We start from the raw sequence: 20,217 nt of genomic DNA on the forward strand, positions 1-20,217 counted from the left end.
CGCGATTCTCACGGTTGAATACATCGAAGACGCTTCTGATAGTACGGCTCTTTCAAATGTCCTACTAAGCAGGTTACGTTTGTTTTGACAGGTTTAGCTCCATGTCAACCAAATCGAAACCAAAGACGTAGCCATCCTTCACGATTCGGACGTTGTTCACGAATGAATATCGGTGTAGCGCACGTCAATACTCGCGTTACACCATTTTGAAATCCCTTACTTCAAAAAATGGTTGATCAGCGTAGCGTTTTGCTCGACAAAACCTGTATCTAGCATTTTTTCATGATCACCGTATCCGTCACAAGCTACATATGTGCCTGTTGTGGATGAGCCCCACAGATTGATATCGCCCCGCACATGCTTGCTCTGACTCGTTGGCGACTTGATCACATAAAGATTGGCAGCCACCTGTCCGTCATTTTTTAGATTGTCGAGATATGAGTAGTAGCTTTCGATTTTCTTCCCAACCTGTTTCTTGAAGAACTCTCCTTCCCCTTGCAACTGTGGGTACGCTTGAAGCATGTGCTCAACGGTTTCCTGGGCATATTTGTGGCTTTCTTCTGGCGTAAGTCGCTCATCATTTATCTCCTGAATATAGAACGAGTCTAGCAATATTAGATCCGAGACGCGTTCTCCCTGCTTCTCCAGAAGCTTCGTGATTTCAAAAGCCAGATTGCCCCCGGCTGAAATACCAAGGAAGGTATAAGGTCCATGTAGTTGGACTTGCTTGATAAGACTAAGGTAAGCCTCCATACGAGCCTCTGATTCAATGAAGTTAAAGCTATAGAACGTATAGTTATCCAATGTTTCCGCCAGTCGCTGATAGACGACGCCCAGTGCCACTACAGGCGGGAAGCAAAAGATGATTTTTTTCCCTTGAATTTCCTCTTGAGCCGGGGAAGAAAGCAGTATACGCTCTGTGGAATAATCGGGCATGGATGTATCCTGATTCGCAAGGAACTCCGCAATCTCACGGATCGTAGGGGTCTGGAAGGCTTGATGAATCGGTATCTGGAGCAAAAGCTCTCGCGATAGACGGGCAGCGAATTTAATAATACTCATAGAATCGGCTCCTAGTGTAAAGAGATGGTCGTTTGCGCCAATTCGTTCGATTCCCAATAAATCGCCCCAGATCATCGCAAGCTGTTTTTCCAGCTCACTCTCTGGTTCGGTATAGACAGTCGCAATCAAAGAGTCTATGTCTGGGTTCGGCATCGCCTTGCGGTTTACCTTACCATTTGGGGTTAGCGGCATTTCATCTATGTGCATGAAATGCAGGGGCACCATGTAGCTAGGTAGAACTTCACCGAGCTGTGACTTAATCTGCACGATGTCGATCGATTGCTCGGAGACGATATAGCCACATAGATATTTCCTGCCTTTGCTGTCTACTTGATCCAGTACAACGGCTTCCTTTACCTGAGGAAGCTGCAAGAGCTGGTTCTCAATTTCCCCAAGTTCCACCCGATAGCCACGAATCTTCACTTGAGCATCTTTTCTTCCCAGAAACTCAATGTAACCATCTTTATGCAAAATCCCATAATCCCCAGTCCGATAGAGTCTGCCCAACTGCGAATGTAGTATGAAAGCTTCCTCTGTCTTCAGCTTATCCTGCAAGTATTCCTTCGCTAAACCGATGCCGCCAATGTACAGTTCGCCCTGAACGCCGAGCGGGCAATAGCCAAGCTGCTCGTTCAGTACGTAAAACTTCTGGTTGGCAAGCGGCATACCATAAGGGATAGAAGTGTTGGTTTCAGCCACTTCGACTACGGGATAATAGATGGACCAGATCGACGCTTCTGTAGCTCCACCCAGACTGACTACATCGGCATGCAGGAAATGCTTGGTGATTTTTTCTGGCAGTTTCACAGAAATCCAGTCTCCACTTAACAGTACGAGTCGCAACGAACTGTTCCTTCTGCGCGGCATAGAGCTAGTGTACTGGCTTTGCATCCAGTAAAACAGCTGTTCCTCGTCCCCATGATCGCTGCCAAGAAGCTCTTCCATCAGCAAATCCATGATTGCAGGTACCGAGTTCCAGATGGTAATCCTCTTCTCTTCGACCGTACGGCGTACCTCTGCCATATCGCGTTGATCTGCAACCATGACAAGCGTCGCCCCTGCTCCCAAAGCTCCAAAAATATCGTAGACGGACAGGTCGAAGCAAATGGAGGAGAGTCCGATTATCCGATCATTCTCATCGACTGTAAACTTGCGATTGATATCCTGGATCGTATTGGCTGCGGCACCGTGGGTAATGACTACTCCTTTTGGCCTGCCCGTACTTCCTGAGGTATAGATGACATAGGCCACATCTTCTGTGTGGTGATTTTCTTCCAGTCCGCCTGCGTGATATGCTGCTAATCCTTCTTGGTCGTACAGTTCAGGTCGAAGCAGTCTTGCACATTGACTATGAGAGAGAATGTAACTTACCCTCTCTTCGGGATACTCCGGATCAATTGGCACATAGGCGGCCCCTGCTTTCACAATACCCAGCAGATTAACGATTGTCTCTATTTGGCGGCTAGCCAGTACAGCAACCCGATCATTTCGCGAAATCCCTTGCTCATGTAAATAATGAGCTACCTGATTGGAACGCTCATCCAACTCGCGGTAGGTAATGGCCTGCTCTTGGAAAATAACGGCTATGGCTTCAGGTACACGCATGGCTTGTTCAATAAACAAGGCATGCAGCGTCGTGTACGGAATCGCTTCATCCGTGTCATTATAGGCAGCAATGAATTGCTGGTCTTCCACCTTTCCACTCGGGGCATAGAAGACCTCCCCTTCTAAGACCCGATCAAGCAGGACAAAATACTCTGCAAACATGGCGGAGATCATACTTTCCTCAAAAAGCTCCTCCACATAATCCCACGTAATCGTCAGGCCCCCATCTGCCTCCAGCACTTGATAATCAAGGAAGACCTGAGAGGTTTGGGATACGGCCATTTTTACATCTCCCAACTGCTCTTGTTCGTTATGTTCGGGATCACCTGTATCAAGCAGCATGCTAGTGAAGACAATCGGCATGACAGCCCGGTTTCCTTCCAGTCCATGATACCTGACGAGATCGCGTATGAATTGGATGCCATCGTAGTGTCTTCTCTCTAACGCTTCCATCAACACATCCTGCACAGCCTTGGCCTGCTCCCAGAAGGAGGATCCCCGAGAGAGTGACAAATCCAGCAGCATGACGGAGGTGAAATCTCCTATTAAGTGCATCACATCTTCATGGAACGGATATCGATTGAAAATGGTGCAGTTCAAAGCAATATGGGACTGATTGCTCCAAAATGCCAACACCTTGGCGAATGCTGTGCACAGTACAGCTGTTGGTGTGATCGAATGCTCTCGCGCTTTGCGTTTCAATTGTTCGTATTTGTCTTTTTGCACTTGCATGTTTACCCGTTTGAAATGCGGGCTTGTGACCAGCTCGGGACTCGTTCTCAGCGGAAGGGCCGGAGCGCTTGGAAAATCTTCTAGTTTGTTAAGCCAATATTGCTTATCGTCTTGATAAGTGGGTGACCCTTTAAACGCCTGATAAGCGATCATATAGTCGCGGAATGTAATCCCGATGTCCGGCAGTTGTCGTTGTGGATAATGGTACATTTCAAGCAATTCTTTATGAATAAATTGGAAGCTAGCTCCATCGGTGATTAGCATGTCATACCCGATAAATAGATAATGTGTATCGGCCGAGAGCTTGCATGCTTTATATTCAAATAGAGGCCACTGGTCAGTCGGGAAGATATAATGAGACATTCGCTCCCGCTCTGTCTCAATCCACTGTTGCTGTGCGTCTTTGTCCAGATGCGTCAAATCCGTGATTGGGATCTGGTATGCAGGCACATCAGGCAGGATCTGTTGCTCGCCACTTGGTAAAATAACGGCGCGCAGCATTGGATGACGAGTAATGACTGTCTGTAGAGCTTGTGTGAGTCTTTGCATATCCAATTTGGTTTCCAGCTCCAGATAGACGTGGGTCGAGACTCCTCCCATTTCAAAATGATCGTGTCTCCCCATGAGGTACGCCATCTGTACATCTGTAAGCGGGAATGGTTCATACAAGCCAACAGTATCGGCCGTAATCTCGGGATAATTAATGATGTTCGTCGATGCGGACTCCGTCAGTAGCTGAGCCAGCTTGGAAATCGTCTGGTGACTCAAGAAATCACGCAGATTGACATCGACCCCCAGCTCTTTGCTGATACGCGTGCGGATCTGGACCATAAGGACGGAGTTGCCACCCAGCTCAAAGAAGTGATCCTCCACACCGACACGCTCAAGCCCTAACACTTCGGCCCAAATCTGGGACAGCTTTTCTTCATAGGCGTTGCTTGGTGCGACATACCTTGATTCCATCTCTTGTTTCGTATCTGGCTGTGGCAACGCCTTGCGATCCACTTTCCCATTAGGTGTCAATGGGATTACATCCAGTTCGATGAAGTACGTAGGCACCATGTACTCCGGCAGTTCACGCAAGAGATAGATGCGCAGCTCCTCTGCAGTCACTTCTTCCTCTTCACTGCTGTAATATGCGCACAAATATTTTTTACCGCGATGGTCTGTCTGGTCGATTACGACAGCTTGACGGACGAAATCATGGACCAAGAGTCTTCCTTCGATTTCTCCCAACTCAATGCGATAGCCGCGGATTTTGATTTGATGGTCTTTTCGTCCCAAAAACTCGATAAAGCCTTCTAGGCGGAACACCCCATAGTCGCCCGTCCGATACAATCTGCCCAGTTCAGGATGGAGGATGAAGGCTGCGCTTGTCTTCTCCTCGTCATGCAGATATTCCTTGGCGAGACCAATACCTCCGATGTAGAGTTCACCTTGCACGCCGACAGGACAATGCTGCATTTCCTGATTTAACACATAAAACTGCTGATTAGCGAGTGGCATACCATACGGAATGGAGTACATGCCTGCTGGCAAAACTTCTGGGATCGGGTAATAAATCGACCAGATGGATGCCTCAGTTGCTCCACCCAAGCTAATGACCTGGGCTTGGGTAAAGTGACGCTTGATCTTCTGCGGCAGATGCAGAGCGATCCAGTCTCCGCTGAGCAGTACCGTCTTCATCTGTTCCTGCACAAAGGAGGAGTCGATATTATCCAGCAACATCTCCATGATCGCGGGCACCGAATTCCAAATAGTAATCCCATGTTCTTTTAGCGCTTGACGCACCTCAAATACGTCACGCTGATCTTGAATCATGACCAAAGCCGCCCCTGCTCCCAGCGCTCCGAAGATGTCATAGACGGATAGATCGAAGCACATCGAGGACAGGCCAATAATCCGATCCGTCTCATTCACCCCGTATTTTCGGTTGATGTCCTGAATGGTATTGGCGCAAGCTCCATGGGTAATAACAACCCCTTTTGGTCTACCTGTACTGCCAGAGGTATAGATGACATACGCTATGTCGTCAGGATTGTGGTTATCCGTCAGATAATCTGGAGCAAAGCTAGCCAAACCTTCCTGTTCGTACAGGTCAGGCTGCAGTAACTGCTTGCAGTCGCTATTTTCCAAAAGGTAGCTTCTCCGCTCTTCTGGATACGCAGGGTCAACGGGAACATATGCTGCTCCGGCCTTGAGGATACCCAACAGATTCACAATGGTTCCAACCTGATGGCTTGCTAGGACCGCTACTCGATCCTGCCGCCCTATTCCCAGCGCTTGCAAATAACGGGCTACCTGATTGGAACGCTCGTCAAGTTCACGATATGTGATGTGTTGCTCTTGGCAAATTACAGCTGTTGCATCCGGTACCCGCTTTGCCTGTTCGGCAAACAAGGCATGCAGAGTCGTGTAAGGGATTTCTTCTGCTGTCTGGTTATAGTTGTGAATGCTCTCTTGCTCCGAGGTGCTCAGTTCGAAGATAAATTCTTGTTGTCCTTCGATCTCTGCCGCCAAGATGCCTGTATATTGCGCAAACATGGTGGAGATGATCTCAGGCTCAAACAATTCATCGACATAGTCCCACACAAGACGCAGGGAACCATTATCCTCAAACACTTGATGGTCGAGATAAACCTGCGAGGTTTGGCCTGCGCCCATTTTGATTTCACCTAGTTCATACCAGCTTACTTCCCCAGATTCCTTGTTGCCAAGCAGAATACTGGTAAAGACGATCGGCATGACGGAGCGTGTCCCATACTGGTGATATTTCGACAGCTCCCGGATCATTTCGATTCCATCGTAATGACGATGCTCCAATGCTTCGAGCAAGCGTTCCTGAATCGCGACCGCCCTTTCCCAGAAAGTGGGATATGCCCGCAAGTCAATCTCTAACAGGATCACGGAGGTAAAGTCACCAATCAGGCTATTCACATCGTCATGAAAAGGTAGTCGGTTAAAGACAGTGAGATTGATCGCAAAATGAGATTGGTTACTCCAGAAAGCAAGAACTTGAGCATAAGCCGCACACAGCACGGCAGACGGTGTTACATTATGCTCATGCGCTTTGTGTTTCAATTGCTCCCAGTCTGCTTTGGCAAAAGTTTGCTCAAATCGCTTGAAGTGCGGCGAATCAATGGTGCTTGGTTCCTGCTTCATCGGTAGTATCGGTGCTAGAGGGAATGTGGATAGCTGATCCAGCCAATAAACTTTATCTCTTTCATAGGTGTTCGTCTTTTTAAATGCTTCCAAGGCCAAAATGTAGTCGCGATAGGTACTTCCCAACATCGGTGCCTGCCAGTCAGGCTGTTGATAAAATTTCATTAGCAGCTTGCCCATCAGTTGGATACTCGCACCATCAGCGATCAGCATATCGTAGCTAACGAACAGATAGTGCGTATCGGCTGACAGCTTGAACGCTTTATATTCAAAGAGTGGCCACTGGTCGGTAGCAAATACACAGTGCGACATGCGCTCGCGTTCTTGCAAAATCCACTGCTGTTGAGCATCAGCATCTAGATGCGTCAAATCAAGGATTTCTATCTGATAGGGTGGTACATGCTGCAAAATTTTCTGTTCGCCTGTAGGCAAGATGATCGCACGCATCATGGGCTGGTAAGCAATGACTTTATTCAATGCTTCGTTCAGTGCAAGTATATCTGCTTGTGTTTCCAGTTCCGCATAGCCATGAGTTGCGACTCCGCCCATTTCAAAATGATCTTCCCTACCCATCAGATAAGCCATTTGCACATCTGTGAGCGGAAACGGCTCATGCATATTGGCGGGATCTGGCGTGAGTGACGGGTAAACGATTGCTTGGGTCACATCTCCACTATTAAGCAACTGAGCCAGCTTAGAAATCGTCTGGTGACTCAAGAAATCACGTAGATTGACATCGACCCCCAGCTCTTTGCTAATACGCGTGCGGATTTGGACCATGAGTACGGAGTTGCCGCCCAGCTCAAAGAAGTGATCCTCTACTCCGACACGCTCAAGCCCTAACACCTCAGCCCAGATTTGAGCCAGTTTTTCCTCGATGTTCGTACGAGGGGCCACATATCTGGCATCCAGCTCTTGCTTCGTATCCGGCTGTGGTAACGCCTTGCGATCCACTTTCCCATTGGGTGTCAGTGGGATTACATCCAGCTCGATGAAGTACGCTGGCACCATGTATTCTGGCAGTTCACGCAAGAGATAGATGCGCAGCTCCTCTGCTGTCACTTCTTCCTCTTCACTGCTGTAATATGCGCACAAATATTTCTTGCCGCGATGGTCTGTCTGGTCGATTACGACAGCTTGACGGACGAAATCATGCACCAAGAGTCTTCCTTCGATTTCTCCCAGCTCGATGCGATAGCCCCGGATTTTGATTTGATGGTCTTTGCGTCCCAAAAACTCGATGAAGCCTTGGTGATGGAACACCCCATAGTCGCCCGTCCGATACAATCTGCCCAGTTCAGGATGGAGGATGAAGGCTGCACTTGTCTTCTCCTCATCATGCAGATATTCCTTGGCAAGACCAATACCTCCGATGTAGAGTTCACCTTGCACGCCGACAGGACAATGCTGCAATTGCTGATTCAACACATAAAACTGCTGATTGGCGAGCGGCATACCATAGGGAATGGAGCGCATACCTGTTGGCATGGTTTCTGGGATCGGGTAATAAATCGACCAGATCGATGCCTCGGTTGCTCCACCCAAGCTAATCACCTGGGCTTTCGTAAAGTGGCGCTTGATCTTCTGCGGCAGATGCAGAGGGATCCAGTCTCCGCTGAGCAGTATCGCTTTCATTTGTTCCTGCACAAAGGAAGACTCGCTATTATCCACCAACATCTCCATGATCGCGGGTACGGAGTTCCAGATAGTAATCCCGTGTTCTTCTAAAGCCTGACGCACCTCCAATACGTCACGTTGATCCTGAATCATGACCAAAGCCGCCCCAGCTCCCAGTGCTCCAAAGACGTCATAGACGGATAGGTCGAAGCACATCGAGGACAGGCCAATAATCCGATCGCTCTCGTTCACTCCGTATTTCGAGTTGATGTCCTGAATGGTATTGGCGCAGGCGCCGTGGGTGATGACAACCCCTTTTGGTCTGCCCGTACTCCCAGAAGTATAGATGACATACGCCACATCGTCAGGATAGTGGTTTTCCTCCAGCTCATCTGCTGCATAGCTGGCCAAGCCTTCCCGTTCATACAGGTCAGGTTGTAGTAACTGCTTGCAGTCGCTATTTTCCAGGAGGTAGCTTCTCCGCTCTTCTGGATAAGTGGGATCAACAGGAACATAGGCTGCCCCTGACTTAAGGACACCCAATAGATTCACAATGGTTCCAAGTTGACGGCTTGCTAGGACTGCTACTCGATCCTGCCGCCCTATTCCTTGCGCCTGCAAGTAACGGGCTATCTGATTGGAACGCTCATCAAGCTCACGATACGTGAGATGCTGCTCTTGGCAGATTACAGCCAGTGCATCCGGTATTCGCTGTACCTGTTCGGCAAACAAAGCATGCAGAGTCGTATACGGGATTTCTTGCTGCGTACGATTAAACGCAGCAATCTGTATCTTATCTTTCTCACCAATCTGGAGTGGTTCAGGCGTATTCCCTTGTAACAAGCTATCTACCATGCTGGAAAAATGAACAAACATCGTCTCCATCATCTCTGGATCAAACAATTCATCCACATAATCCCAGAAAATCCAGAGTTCATCCGCTAGCAAGGTTGCCTGAAAATCAATATAGACTTGTGATGTCTGAGTAATCCCCGTCTTGAGATCGCCCAATTGCTCCAAGCCAGGACGACCCGCCTGCTGCTCTCCCGTCAATACAGAGGTGAATACGTAAGGCATGACCGCTTTACCATGCATCCAATCATGATAGTTGACCAACTCGCGGATCAGTTCAACGCCTTCAAAATGTCGATGCTCTAATGCTTCAATTAGCATCTGCTGTACATTACGAGCTTTCTCCCAAATCGTTGGCTGAGATGCACACTGAATCCCCAATAGTAAATTGGACGTAAAGTCACCAACCAGTTGGTCCACATCAGGATGGAATGGATAGCGGTTAAAGACGGTCAGATTGATCGCAACTTCTGACTGGTTGCACCAGAGTGCCAGAATCTCTGCATAGATCGTGGCAAATAAAGCGGAAGGTGTAACCCCGTGCTCAAATGATATACGCTTCAGCTTCTCCCATTGCTCCCTGCTGTAGATTCGTTCTTTACGTTGGAAGGTGGGAAGTTGAATGTCATTCGGGTTGCATCTGAGTGGCAATGCCGGAGCTTGCGGAAAGCTTTCCACCTTTTGCAACCAAAACTGCTTGTCCGTTTCATAAACTTCCGATTGCTTCAATGCTTTGTACGCCATCATATAATCGCGGAAGGTAAACGTAGAATTAGGCAACTCCGCATCGGGATTCTCATAATATCTCATCAAATCCTGACCGATGATATCCATACTGGCCGCATCGGCAATCAACAGGTCTCGTCCCATACATAAAAGATGCTTATTCTCAGAGAGTCGATACGCTTTAAATTCAAACAGCGGCCATTGATCGGTAGGAAACACGTAGTGGGACATACGATTGCGCTCGTCTAGAATGCAAGCCTGCTGTGCCGCTTCATCAAGCTGACGCAAATCCACAACCTCAATCTGGTACGCTGGAACATGCTCCAGAATTTGTTGCTCGCCGCTCGGCAAAATAATCGCGCGCAACATGGGATGACGGTGGATTACTTTGTTGAGGCTGGTATTGAATCGCACTATATCAATCGTGGTCTCCACTTCTGTATAGACATGTGTAGATACTCCGCCTAATTCAAACTCGGCATTTCGGCCCAAAAAGTACGCCATCTGTATGTCCGTTAATGGGAAGGGCTGATAAAGATGTTCTGGATCAGCCTTCGCTTCCGGATATGGAGAGACTTCTGCGCCAGCTTCGCCTGTAAGGGCATCCTCTGATGCTGCTTCCCTAACCGTTTCTAGCTGGGAGCAATAGCCCGTGAGCTGCTGCAGATAGTAGATAAAATCATCAGCAACCCTGCTTATTGTCTCTTCCCGATATTCCTGCTGGTTGTAATGGATAGAAAGGCGGAATTGGCCCCCCATGACCATGCAGGTGATATCGATGGCGTAGGCTCTTTGTGAAGAAGGGTCGAGCATTTGCCCTGTGCCCATAGGAGATACGCTAAATACATTATCCATTTCCTGATCGAATTGTCCCAAGTAGTTGAAACAGATTTCTGGTGCCTTAGAAAACGTCAACTCTCGTTTATTTTCATTAGTAGTCAAATATTTCAGGATTCCATAGCCAATCCCGCGATTCGGAACACCTTGTAGCGTCTCGTGAACCTTGCTAATTTGCTCACCCCAATCATCCGCATCGCTTATTTCCAGAGCAAGCGGATACATCGATGTAAACCATCCGATGGTTCTGCTAACACTTAGCTCGGACAAAATTTCTTCACGTCCATGCCCTTCCATGCCGATTAAAAAACGATTCTCTTTTGTCCATTTTTTTAGAGCCAGACCAAGAGCCGCCAAGAGTATCTCGTTTGTTTCCACGCGTAAGGCCTTGCCGGCTGCACGTAAGAGGTGCAGAGTGTCTTTTTTGCTTAGGTCCCGTTCCAAAATGAGTGTATCCTTGACAAGATTACTCTTGATTTGCTGTTCTTTGGGCAATGGAAAGAAGCTGTATGTTTCAAGCTTGTGCCAATACTCTTTTTCTTTTAATAGCGGCTGCTGATTCGCATATGCTGCTAGCCCTTTTGCCCACGCTTGATAAGAAGACGTCTTTTTTGGAAGATGAAGCTCTTTTTGTTCCAAAGCTTGTTTATATACTTGAGCCAAATCCTCGAGTAAAATGCGCCAAGACACTCCGTCGATGACAAGATGGTGAATGACAATTAACAGGTGGTCTCCTGTTCTTGTCTGGAAGAGTCCTGCCTTGACGAGTGGGCCTTCGGTGATATCTATGCTTCTTTGGATTTCGTTCGCTTTTTCCAGTATCGTCTGCTCGATCTCGTTTTGCTCGCGAAGATCGAACAACGCCAATTCATAGAGAGGCTCTTTCTCTCCTCTGTTGATTTGAATAATTTGTGTCCCGTTTGTCTGGTAAACCATCCGTGAAGCATCATGATGAATAAACAAATGGTTCAACGCTTTTTCAAGCGCTTCTTTTTCAAAGCCTGATTCTCTATACAGCATGAAGGCTTGATTCCAATGTCCGCGGTGCGGAATCTCCTGGTCAAAGAACCAATGCTGGATCGGTGTAAGCCCCACCTCTCCTTTTACTACACCTTGGTCATAGCTTTTGGTAGAACGCTTCATTGCTTTCGCCAATTGCGCAACCGTTGGATGGTCAAATAAATCTTTGATGCCGACTTGCAGTCCATGTTTTTGCAGACGGGAAGAGACTTGAATGGCCTTAATCGAGTCACCGCCAAGCGCGAAGAAATGATCGTCAATGCCAATCTGTGTGACCCCTAAAACATCTTGCCACACCTTAACCAGGTTCATTTCGGCCTCGTCACGCGGTGCTAAATATTCAGTATTCCTCTGCTCCTGAATGGTTGGCAGCGGCAATGATTTGCGGTCGATTTTGCCACTCTGGTTTAACGGGTAGCTCTCCAATGGAATGTAATAGGAAGGAACCATATAACTAGGCAAACGCGACAGCAAATACGCGCGCAAATCCTCTTCATCGAGGGGCCCGGTCATGATCAAATAGGCACACAGATACTTCCCTCCACGGGTGTCTTCATTCATCGTTACCAACGCTTGCCGGATAGAGCGATAGTTAAACAAATGCGCTTCGATCTCACCCATTTCAATACGGAACCCTCTGATTTTTAGCTGGAAATCCATCCGGCCCATGTATTCGATATTGCCGTCCGGAAGCAATCGGCACAAGTCGCCTGTTTTGTACATTTTTGCTCCGGGGGTAAACGGATTTCGGACAAAAACCTCTTCTGTCAGTTCAGGACAATTCACATACCCTCTGGCCAAACCTGCTCCTGCAATGCACAGTTCCCCCGGTACGCCCAACGGTTGAAGCTGATGATCCCGATCCACAATATACAACTGGATATTCTCCACTGGCTTCCCGATTAGAACGGTAGACACCTCTGTCCCAGCCGGACAATCATAATAAGAGACATGGATAGTAGCTTCGGTTGGTCCATACAGATTTGAGAGGATGAGCGAAGTTTCACCTCCCCATAGCTGATTAAAACGATTCACATGCTGAGAGGTAAGCGCCTCTCCGCTAGCGAATACTTTTTGAATGGTAGAGAGTCGCTTCACATGATTATCGCCGTATTCGAGATAATCCAAAAAAGCTTGAAGCATGGATGGGACAAAATGAATGACAGTCACACCCTGTTGTTCGACAGTTTGAATAATCGTCTCAGGCTCTTTTTCTCCGCCTGGTGCGAGAATGCAAAGCGTTGCTCCCTGGAAGAACCACCAGCATAGCTCAAAGACAGAAACATCAAAGGTATACGCCGTCTTCTGCATGATCACGTCATTTTCAGTAATTGGATACTGATGTTGCATCCAGCACATATTGTTGATCACAGCATGGTGTTCAATCATCACGCCTTTAGGCATCCCTGTCGAGCCAGAGGTATAGATGACATAAGCGAGATCGGCCGAAGTATTGATACATGCCAGATCGGAACAATCTCCTTGGTAAAGGGAGATATCATCTAGATCCATGACGATTTGTTCCACATCCAGTTCTTGTATGAACTTCGACTGGGTCAGGAGCAATTTGGCTTCACTGTCTTTGAGCAAGTAGCGGCTGCGCTCGGCCGGGTTGGCTGGATCGATGGGAACATAAGCGCCGCCTGCCTTATGGATAGCTAGAATGGCAATCATCATCTCAAATGATCGTTCAACCATCAATCCGACTATTTGATTGGCCACGATACCCTCTCGACGCAATACCCGGGCCAACTGATTGGAACGTTCATTCAATTCCCGATAGGTCATGGACCGATCTCGGAAAAGAAGCGCCGTTTTTTCCGGATGCCTCCTCGCTGATTCTGTAAACACCTGATGAAGCAGCTTGTCTTTGGGATATTCCACCTTCGTCTGGTTGTAATGATGTGATAGCTCATTTTGCTCTGCATCTGTGAGAATACATAGTTTGCCTATTTCTACCGAGGGTTCACTAAGAATTGTCTTTACTACTCGCCGGATATGGCCAGCTACTTTTTCCATATGCCCTTGCTCGTAGACAAGGCCGTTATATTTCAGTGTGATGGATAACTCCTCTGTCGGGATCACAATCAGATTAAAATCATAGTTGGTCTGTTCAAACAGATCAAAATCATATAGCTTTAGCCCCTGAAAATCATGGCCGCCTAGCAAATCAACTTCTAGCGGGACATTTTCAAAAGCGATAATGTGATGAATCAGCCCTTGTGACAGTTCGGAAGCAGCCTGAATCTTGGCGAGTGGGAAATAACTATGCTCTTCCGAAGCAAGCATCTGTGTCTGCATGCGCTTCATTAGATCTGCAAAGCACAGCCCCGCTTCAAATTGGACACGCACAGGGTTCGTATTAATAAATAGACCAATCATCTGCTCAATTCCTGATATCGGAGCTTGTCGACCAGATACAACTGCGCCGAACAACACATCGTCAGCGTTGTTATAACGCTTCAGGATGATACTCCAGATGGTTTGAACAACCGTATTGAGCGTTACATGCTGCTCTTTCGCCAACCGTTTTAGACGTGCTGTTTCCTCTTTGGATATCGTGAGCTGTACCTTTTGTTGTTGATAGCCAGAAGACTTTTCCTTCTTCGCCCATGGCAATAAGGTAGGCTGGTCTACCCCCTCTATGTAATTGCGCCAATATGCACCCGCCTCTTGTTGATTCCGCTGATGCAACCATTGTAAATAATCGGAAAACGGTTTCGGCTCCGGCAACCGGGGATCGGTGTTTTCCGCCAAGGCCTGATAAATCGCAAAGAGCTCCTCTATAATCGGCCCGAGGCTCCATCCATCTACAATAATATGGTGAAAACTAAGCAGAAGGTGAAAATCGGCGTCTCCCTTTTTGAAAACAGAAAGGCGGATCAGCAAGTCGCGCGTCAGGTCAAAGCCTTTTGCCCGATCCTGCTCTTTCAAAGAGGCAAGCAAATCTGCCTGCTCCTGCCCTGAATAGAAAGAGAGGTCCGTATAGCTAAGCTTGCTTTTTCTTTTCTCCAGCACGATTTGGATCGGTTTTTTTGCCTTATCTGTATTGAAAACCGTACGAAAAACATCATGACGCATGATCAAATGTTGCAGGCTTTGCTCCAATAGCGATTTTTGGAGATCTCCTTTGATGCCAAAGGAAAGCTGAACGAAGAACGACTGATCATTGGGATCGAGCAAGGAATGGTAGAGAATTCCTTCCTGCATTGGAGTTAATGGATACACTTTTTGCAGCAATTGCTGAGAAGACATATGTTTACCCCCATGATTATTGAATAGTGACTTTTAATTCCTCTTCTAATTCTTTCATTTCATCTAGGGACAGACCCAGTTCATCCAGTAGAACAGGCGTCGTGTCAACACTATCGACATTTGCGCTATGCTCTGCAGCATGAGCCTGATTTCCTTGTAAAAAAGAAGAGAGACCTGCAATAGTAGGTTGATTAAACAAATCTTTTACTTGAATCATGACATCCTGCTCACGAAGGCGTGCGCATATCTGGATCGCCTTGATCGAATCTCCCCCTAGTTGATAGTAATTGTCCATGAGGCCAACCCGAGAGATTCCCAGCACTTTTTGCCAGATTTGGACAAGCTGTTGCTCTGTTTCATTGCGTGGAGCCATGTACGCTTGGTTTTGTAAGGCCTCCCAGTCTGGCTCCGGCAGAGCACGACGGTCTACCTTGCCATTTATGTTTAACGGGAGAGAAGCCATTTGGTGAAAAGTAGATGGTAGCATATAGAACGGAAGGGACTTCGCTAGCTGGTCACGTAGCTCTTGGACATCTACCGCGTGATTCGCTACAAAATAGGCACATAGTTGATCCAATCCTGTAGTCGACTTCCAATCAATCACTACCGCCTCTTTTATTCCTTCCTGCTGCAGCAAGCTATGTTCGATCTCCCCCAGCTCGATGCGAAAGCCTCTACGCTTCACCTGATGGTCTACCCGCCCAATGAATTCGATGGTCCCATCAGGCAACCAGCGAGCTAAATCCCCTGTCTTGTACATCCGCTCCCCAGGGTAAAAGGGATGTGGGACAAACTTCTCGACGGTAAGCTCGGGATTGTTCAGATAACCGCGAGCCAGACCATCCCCGGAAATACATAGCTCCCCAATGGCGCCATAGGGCTGTAAGTGATTTTTCTTGTTGAGGATAAACACCTGCGTATTGGCAAGTGGCACACCGATCGGGACAGTTCCAAGCGCCTCGTCTATCTCGTCCACCGCATGATAGGTAGCATAGACTGTACTCTCCGTTGGCCCATATACATGCAGGAGTGCTCCCTTGCCCATATATGCAAGTGCTTTTTGGACATGGCGCAGAGAGACTCGTTCTCCGCCGAAAAGCACTTTGCGCACCCCGGAAAAGCTTTCGATATTGTGATCTACCAGTGTATTGAACAAGGCTGTCGTTACGAAAAAAATGGTCACTCCCTGCTCTTTTATTTGCGAGAGCAAACCGGTCATATTGAGAAGTGTCTCATGATCAAGCAACACAAGCTTGGCGCCATTTAGTAACGCACCGAAAATATCAAAGGTGGAGCCATCAAAAGCGAAGTTGGACAATTGCAAGATTGTGTCGTCCGACGTGATTTCGATATAATTTGTGGTCTTTATTACCCTGGTTACATTAAAGTGCTGGGTCAAAATACCCTTGGGCTTCCCGGTCGAGCCAGAGGTGTACATCACGTAGGCGAGATGATCAGGTTGACAAGTGCGTAAGGGATTATGATTCCACTCAGGATTCGTCGCTGCAAGCAAATCCTCCAGCACAAGCACCTGAAAAATCTCTTCATGCTCTATCCCTCCTTCGACCTCCCTCCATTTCTCCAACATTTCTCTCTGGATCAGTACCATTTTAGGTTTGGCGTCAGACAAGATCATGCCAAGCCGTTCAGGAGGAGTTCTCGGATCGAGCGGGACGTATGCAACGCCTGCTTTAAGAATACCGAAAATTCCGGCAATCATAGTGGGAGAGCGCTCTGTGAAAAGCCCGATCAGTTCGTCAGGCTGGACCCCTTTTTGCTGAAGCTGATGAGCAATCCGGTTTGCCCGCTGGTTAAGCTCCTCATAGGTTAGCGTCTCTTGACCGTATACAAGAGCGGCCTGTTTCGGCACTTCTTTCACCTGTTGCTCAAATAGATCAGCGACCGTCTGGTGTCTGGGGTAATTCGTATTCGTCCGGTTCTTTTCTGCTAGAAAGTGGTGTTTTTCTTCAGCGGTAAGCATTTCGATCTCATCGAGACTTATCGAGACATTTAGGCTTACAAGCTCGGCAACGGTTTGGATATGACCTGCGATGCGTTGGATATCCTCGCTCGAAAAATGCTCTTGGCGGTAGATTAGGCGGAGCATTAGTTGATCGGCTTTTGGCATGACCGTAATACTGAGCGGATAATGGGTATGTTCAATGACACGCTTCTCGCCTGGATGTACACCGTCCTCTTGCCACTGCCTTCTCCACGTTTGGTTCGCAGGACTGTTGTCAAAAACCAACAGATGATCAAAGAGGGGAGCCCGTAATGTTACACGCTGTATCTCGGACAAAGGCACATATTCATGCTTTTTAGCTAGCCTTGTTTGTTCGTGAATGTTTTGCAACAACTCCTGAAATATCAGCTCTTGTGCCCTTTTTACGCGCAGAGGCAAGGTGTTGATGAAGAGCCCAACCATCCTTTCCACCCCAGAAAGCTCGGCTGGACGTCCAGCTACCACCGTACCAAAGACAACATCAGTGCGGTCGTTATAGGTTTGTAATACCACCCCCCAGATCGCTTGGAACACGGAACTCAAAGTCACCTGATTTTGTCGGGCGATATGTGTAAGCCGCTGTGTTACCGCTAGATCTAGGAACACATCATACTCTCCAGAAGCAGAGGAAACATCTCGTAGCTTGCTCCCTACTGGCAAGGTGGCGATTTCCTCATAACCACGCAATTCATTCTGCCAATATTCGAGCGAACTGTCCCGATCTTGTTTCCATAGCCATTTCATATAGTGGCTGTATGGCTGAGTGGGAGGCAAGTGGTCTGGCGTCCTGGTCAATAATGAATGATAGATCTTCACCAGATCATCCAAAATGATATCCGCGCACCACCCGTCCATCAGAATGTGATGGAAGCTGATCAGGAGTGTCCATTCCTTTGCCCCTTTCTCAATAATCATCAAGCGGATCAAAGGGTCTTTTGTAAGATCAAAACCACGCTCGCGGTCCTTCCTGATTAGCTGCTCTGCCCATTCCTTTACGGGAAAATCAACTGATTCGACAGGGGGTTTTTGAACTTGTATCATTAACGGTCGCTCACGGAGGACGACCTGCATCGGGTGTTTTACCTGTTCATGTAAAAATGTGGTGCGTAGTACATCATGGCGTTGGACCAGTAATTCGAAGCTTTTCGCTAGTACCGTTACATCTAGATCACCTGCAACAGGCAGGACGATCTGCACTTGATAAGAGGTATCCTCTGTATCTGCCAATGCATGAAAGAGCATTCCTTCCTGCATCGGTGAGAGCGAATAGATATCTTGTACATGGTCTTTGGAAAAAGTCTTCATGTCTTTCACCCGCCTCACTCAAAATGCTTACTGTAAGCTTTGCAGTAGAATATCGTAGATTCGTTCATCTCATCCTGCTTCAGATCAGTCAACCCGATCGATTTCCTTGCTAAAATCAATAAGGGAAGTGCCCACTATCAGCTACTTTCTTATTGCGGCTGCAAGCCCACTTCAATGGAGTGAATGAGCACTTGCCTGGGGGATAACTTAAAGTATTTTTGTATCCTTCTGAAATTTATATCGCCAATGGAACAGACCCCTACCTGATGCATTCCGGCGACATGGGTCAATAATTGGACCATGATGCCACTGTCAATCCCAGCATAGAAATACCCCATTCCACCGTATTTCGGCATCGTCACTTCCGCGTTATAAATGAGATAGATAGAAAACGCAGATGACTGAAAGATCTCCTTATTCATGGAGTAATGCGCATCCTCAGTAATTACGCAAGTATTGCTGACCATTTGTAGGATATTTTCAATCGGGTTGAAGTAATAAAGCCCCGCCTTCACATTTTCTACACGATGATCTTTGATATAGATGTACAGATCAATTGGATAAAGGCCGCCAGCTGATGCATAGTAGTAGTGAATTTCGTTCTCGCATCGATATTGTTTGAATACGGAAATCAGACTGGAAAAGGTATCGAAGGAAACCTTTTTCTTTTCTTCAAAGTGACGGCAGGTTCTACGATTTGTAATGACCTCGGGAAACACACTCTCTGCCAAAGGGACGTTGGTTTGGGATGTTTGAGGAAAAGATCGAGACAATTTTTCTTGCCGAAATGCCTCGTATTTCGCCGGATCAAGAAAGGTTTCTGGCGAGTACGGATGAAAGATGAGATGTTCTTGGGGATAATAGATCTCTTGCGGGGTTAGAAGCGAATGAACCAAAATGCGATTTGTGATCAAGTCACGTACAAAATCTGCGACATGATTGGGATTTACCTGAGGAAAACTTGAAATGAGATCGGGAATCTTGATTCCTTTTTGTGTCAAATAATAAAACGTCGGAAACAATGCCAGTACAGTACCTGAATAAGAAAGCGATTCAATGCAGATTTCCTCACCCTGCTGTTCCCACCTGACGGAAGGCGACCAAAAGTAATCGCAATCTTCGTAGAAAGGTTTCATCATTTTTTTGGCTACTTGTTGTTGCATGACCTTTATCCCCTCTTCTCATAATTTTTTCATCTTGATATAAGGCTCGCCACTACAGGGGCAGGCTCCTCACACCGAACGATCTTACCAGGTACTCCAACGACTGTGCAGTTAGGAGGGACTTCCTTCAGGATGACCGCTGCTCCAGCTCCAATTTTGGCGTTATCTCCTACCCTGATCGGTCCCAGTACTTTTGCTCCTGCACTGATGATGACGTTGTTGCCGATAGTGGGATGCCTTTTACCTGTATCCTTGCCAGTTCCTCCGAGGGTGACACATTGATAGAGCGTCACATGATTAACGATTTCTGTGGTTTCCCCAATAACAATGCCCATACCATGATCAATAAAGACAGCCTCTCCGATCTTTGCTCGCTGATGAATATCAACACCAGTTAGAAAACGATTACGCACAGAAATCATCCGCCCTGCGAGAAAAAAACCTTTTTCATAGAAGGCATGAGCAATACGGTGAAGCAAAAGGGCATGGAAGCCGGGGTAACAAAGAATAATCTCCAAGGTGTTTCTGGCTGCTGGGTCCTTATAATACGTTACCCATACCTTTTCGACTTCTGCAATTTTTGCTCCTCAGAGATCGCCATCCCCTTTCTTTTCCATTTGTTTTGAAAATCCTAAACGTTTAGAATTCATACTTTAGTAAAAAAATATGAATACTAAATGTATAGTATTTAATCCAGACATTATTCTACTACGCAATTATTAAAAAGTAAATATTTTACAGTAAAATTTTTACAATTAAACAGCGTCTCTGCTTCTATTTATTCTTTTTGTAAATGGGTATATTTTCCATTTTATCAGAAATAAGGGCTTTACATGCCTCCCTGGATAATGTTAGAATTCGAATGAAGATGATACTAAA

The 20,217-nt window shown here is 47.1% G+C and carries 3 protein-coding genes and 1 pseudogene; all 4 read right to left on the minus strand.

The window, feature by feature from the left end:
* Nucleotides 1-216: 216 nt before the first annotated feature.
* Complete coding sequence (locus E8L90_RS08555; protein WP_137028932.1) at nucleotides 217-14,868, minus strand: non-ribosomal peptide synthetase; 14,652 nt, start codon at nucleotides 14,866-14,868, stop codon at nucleotides 217-219.
* Between the two features lie 16 nt (nucleotides 14,869-14,884).
* Entirely contained in the window at nucleotides 14,885-18,175 is a 3,291-nt protein-coding gene (locus E8L90_RS08560; RefSeq protein ID WP_137028934.1) for a non-ribosomal peptide synthetase, read from the minus strand.
* Nucleotides 18,176-18,324: 149 nt separating this feature from the next.
* Nucleotides 18,325-19,338: a SagB/ThcOx family dehydrogenase gene (locus E8L90_RS08565; RefSeq protein WP_137028936.1), complete on the minus strand. Its 1,014-nt coding sequence runs from the start codon at nucleotides 19,336-19,338 to the stop codon at nucleotides 18,325-18,327.
* Nucleotides 19,339-19,415: 77 nt separating this feature from the next.
* Nucleotides 19,416-19,916 (minus strand): annotated as a pseudogene (epsC, locus tag E8L90_RS08570) (serine O-acetyltransferase EpsC); the annotation flags it as partial.
* Between the last annotated feature and the right edge of the window lie 301 nt (nucleotides 19,917-20,217).

This window comes from Brevibacillus antibioticus (assembly GCF_005217615.1).
Lineage (GTDB): Bacteria > Bacillota > Bacilli > Brevibacillales > Brevibacillaceae > Brevibacillus > Brevibacillus antibioticus.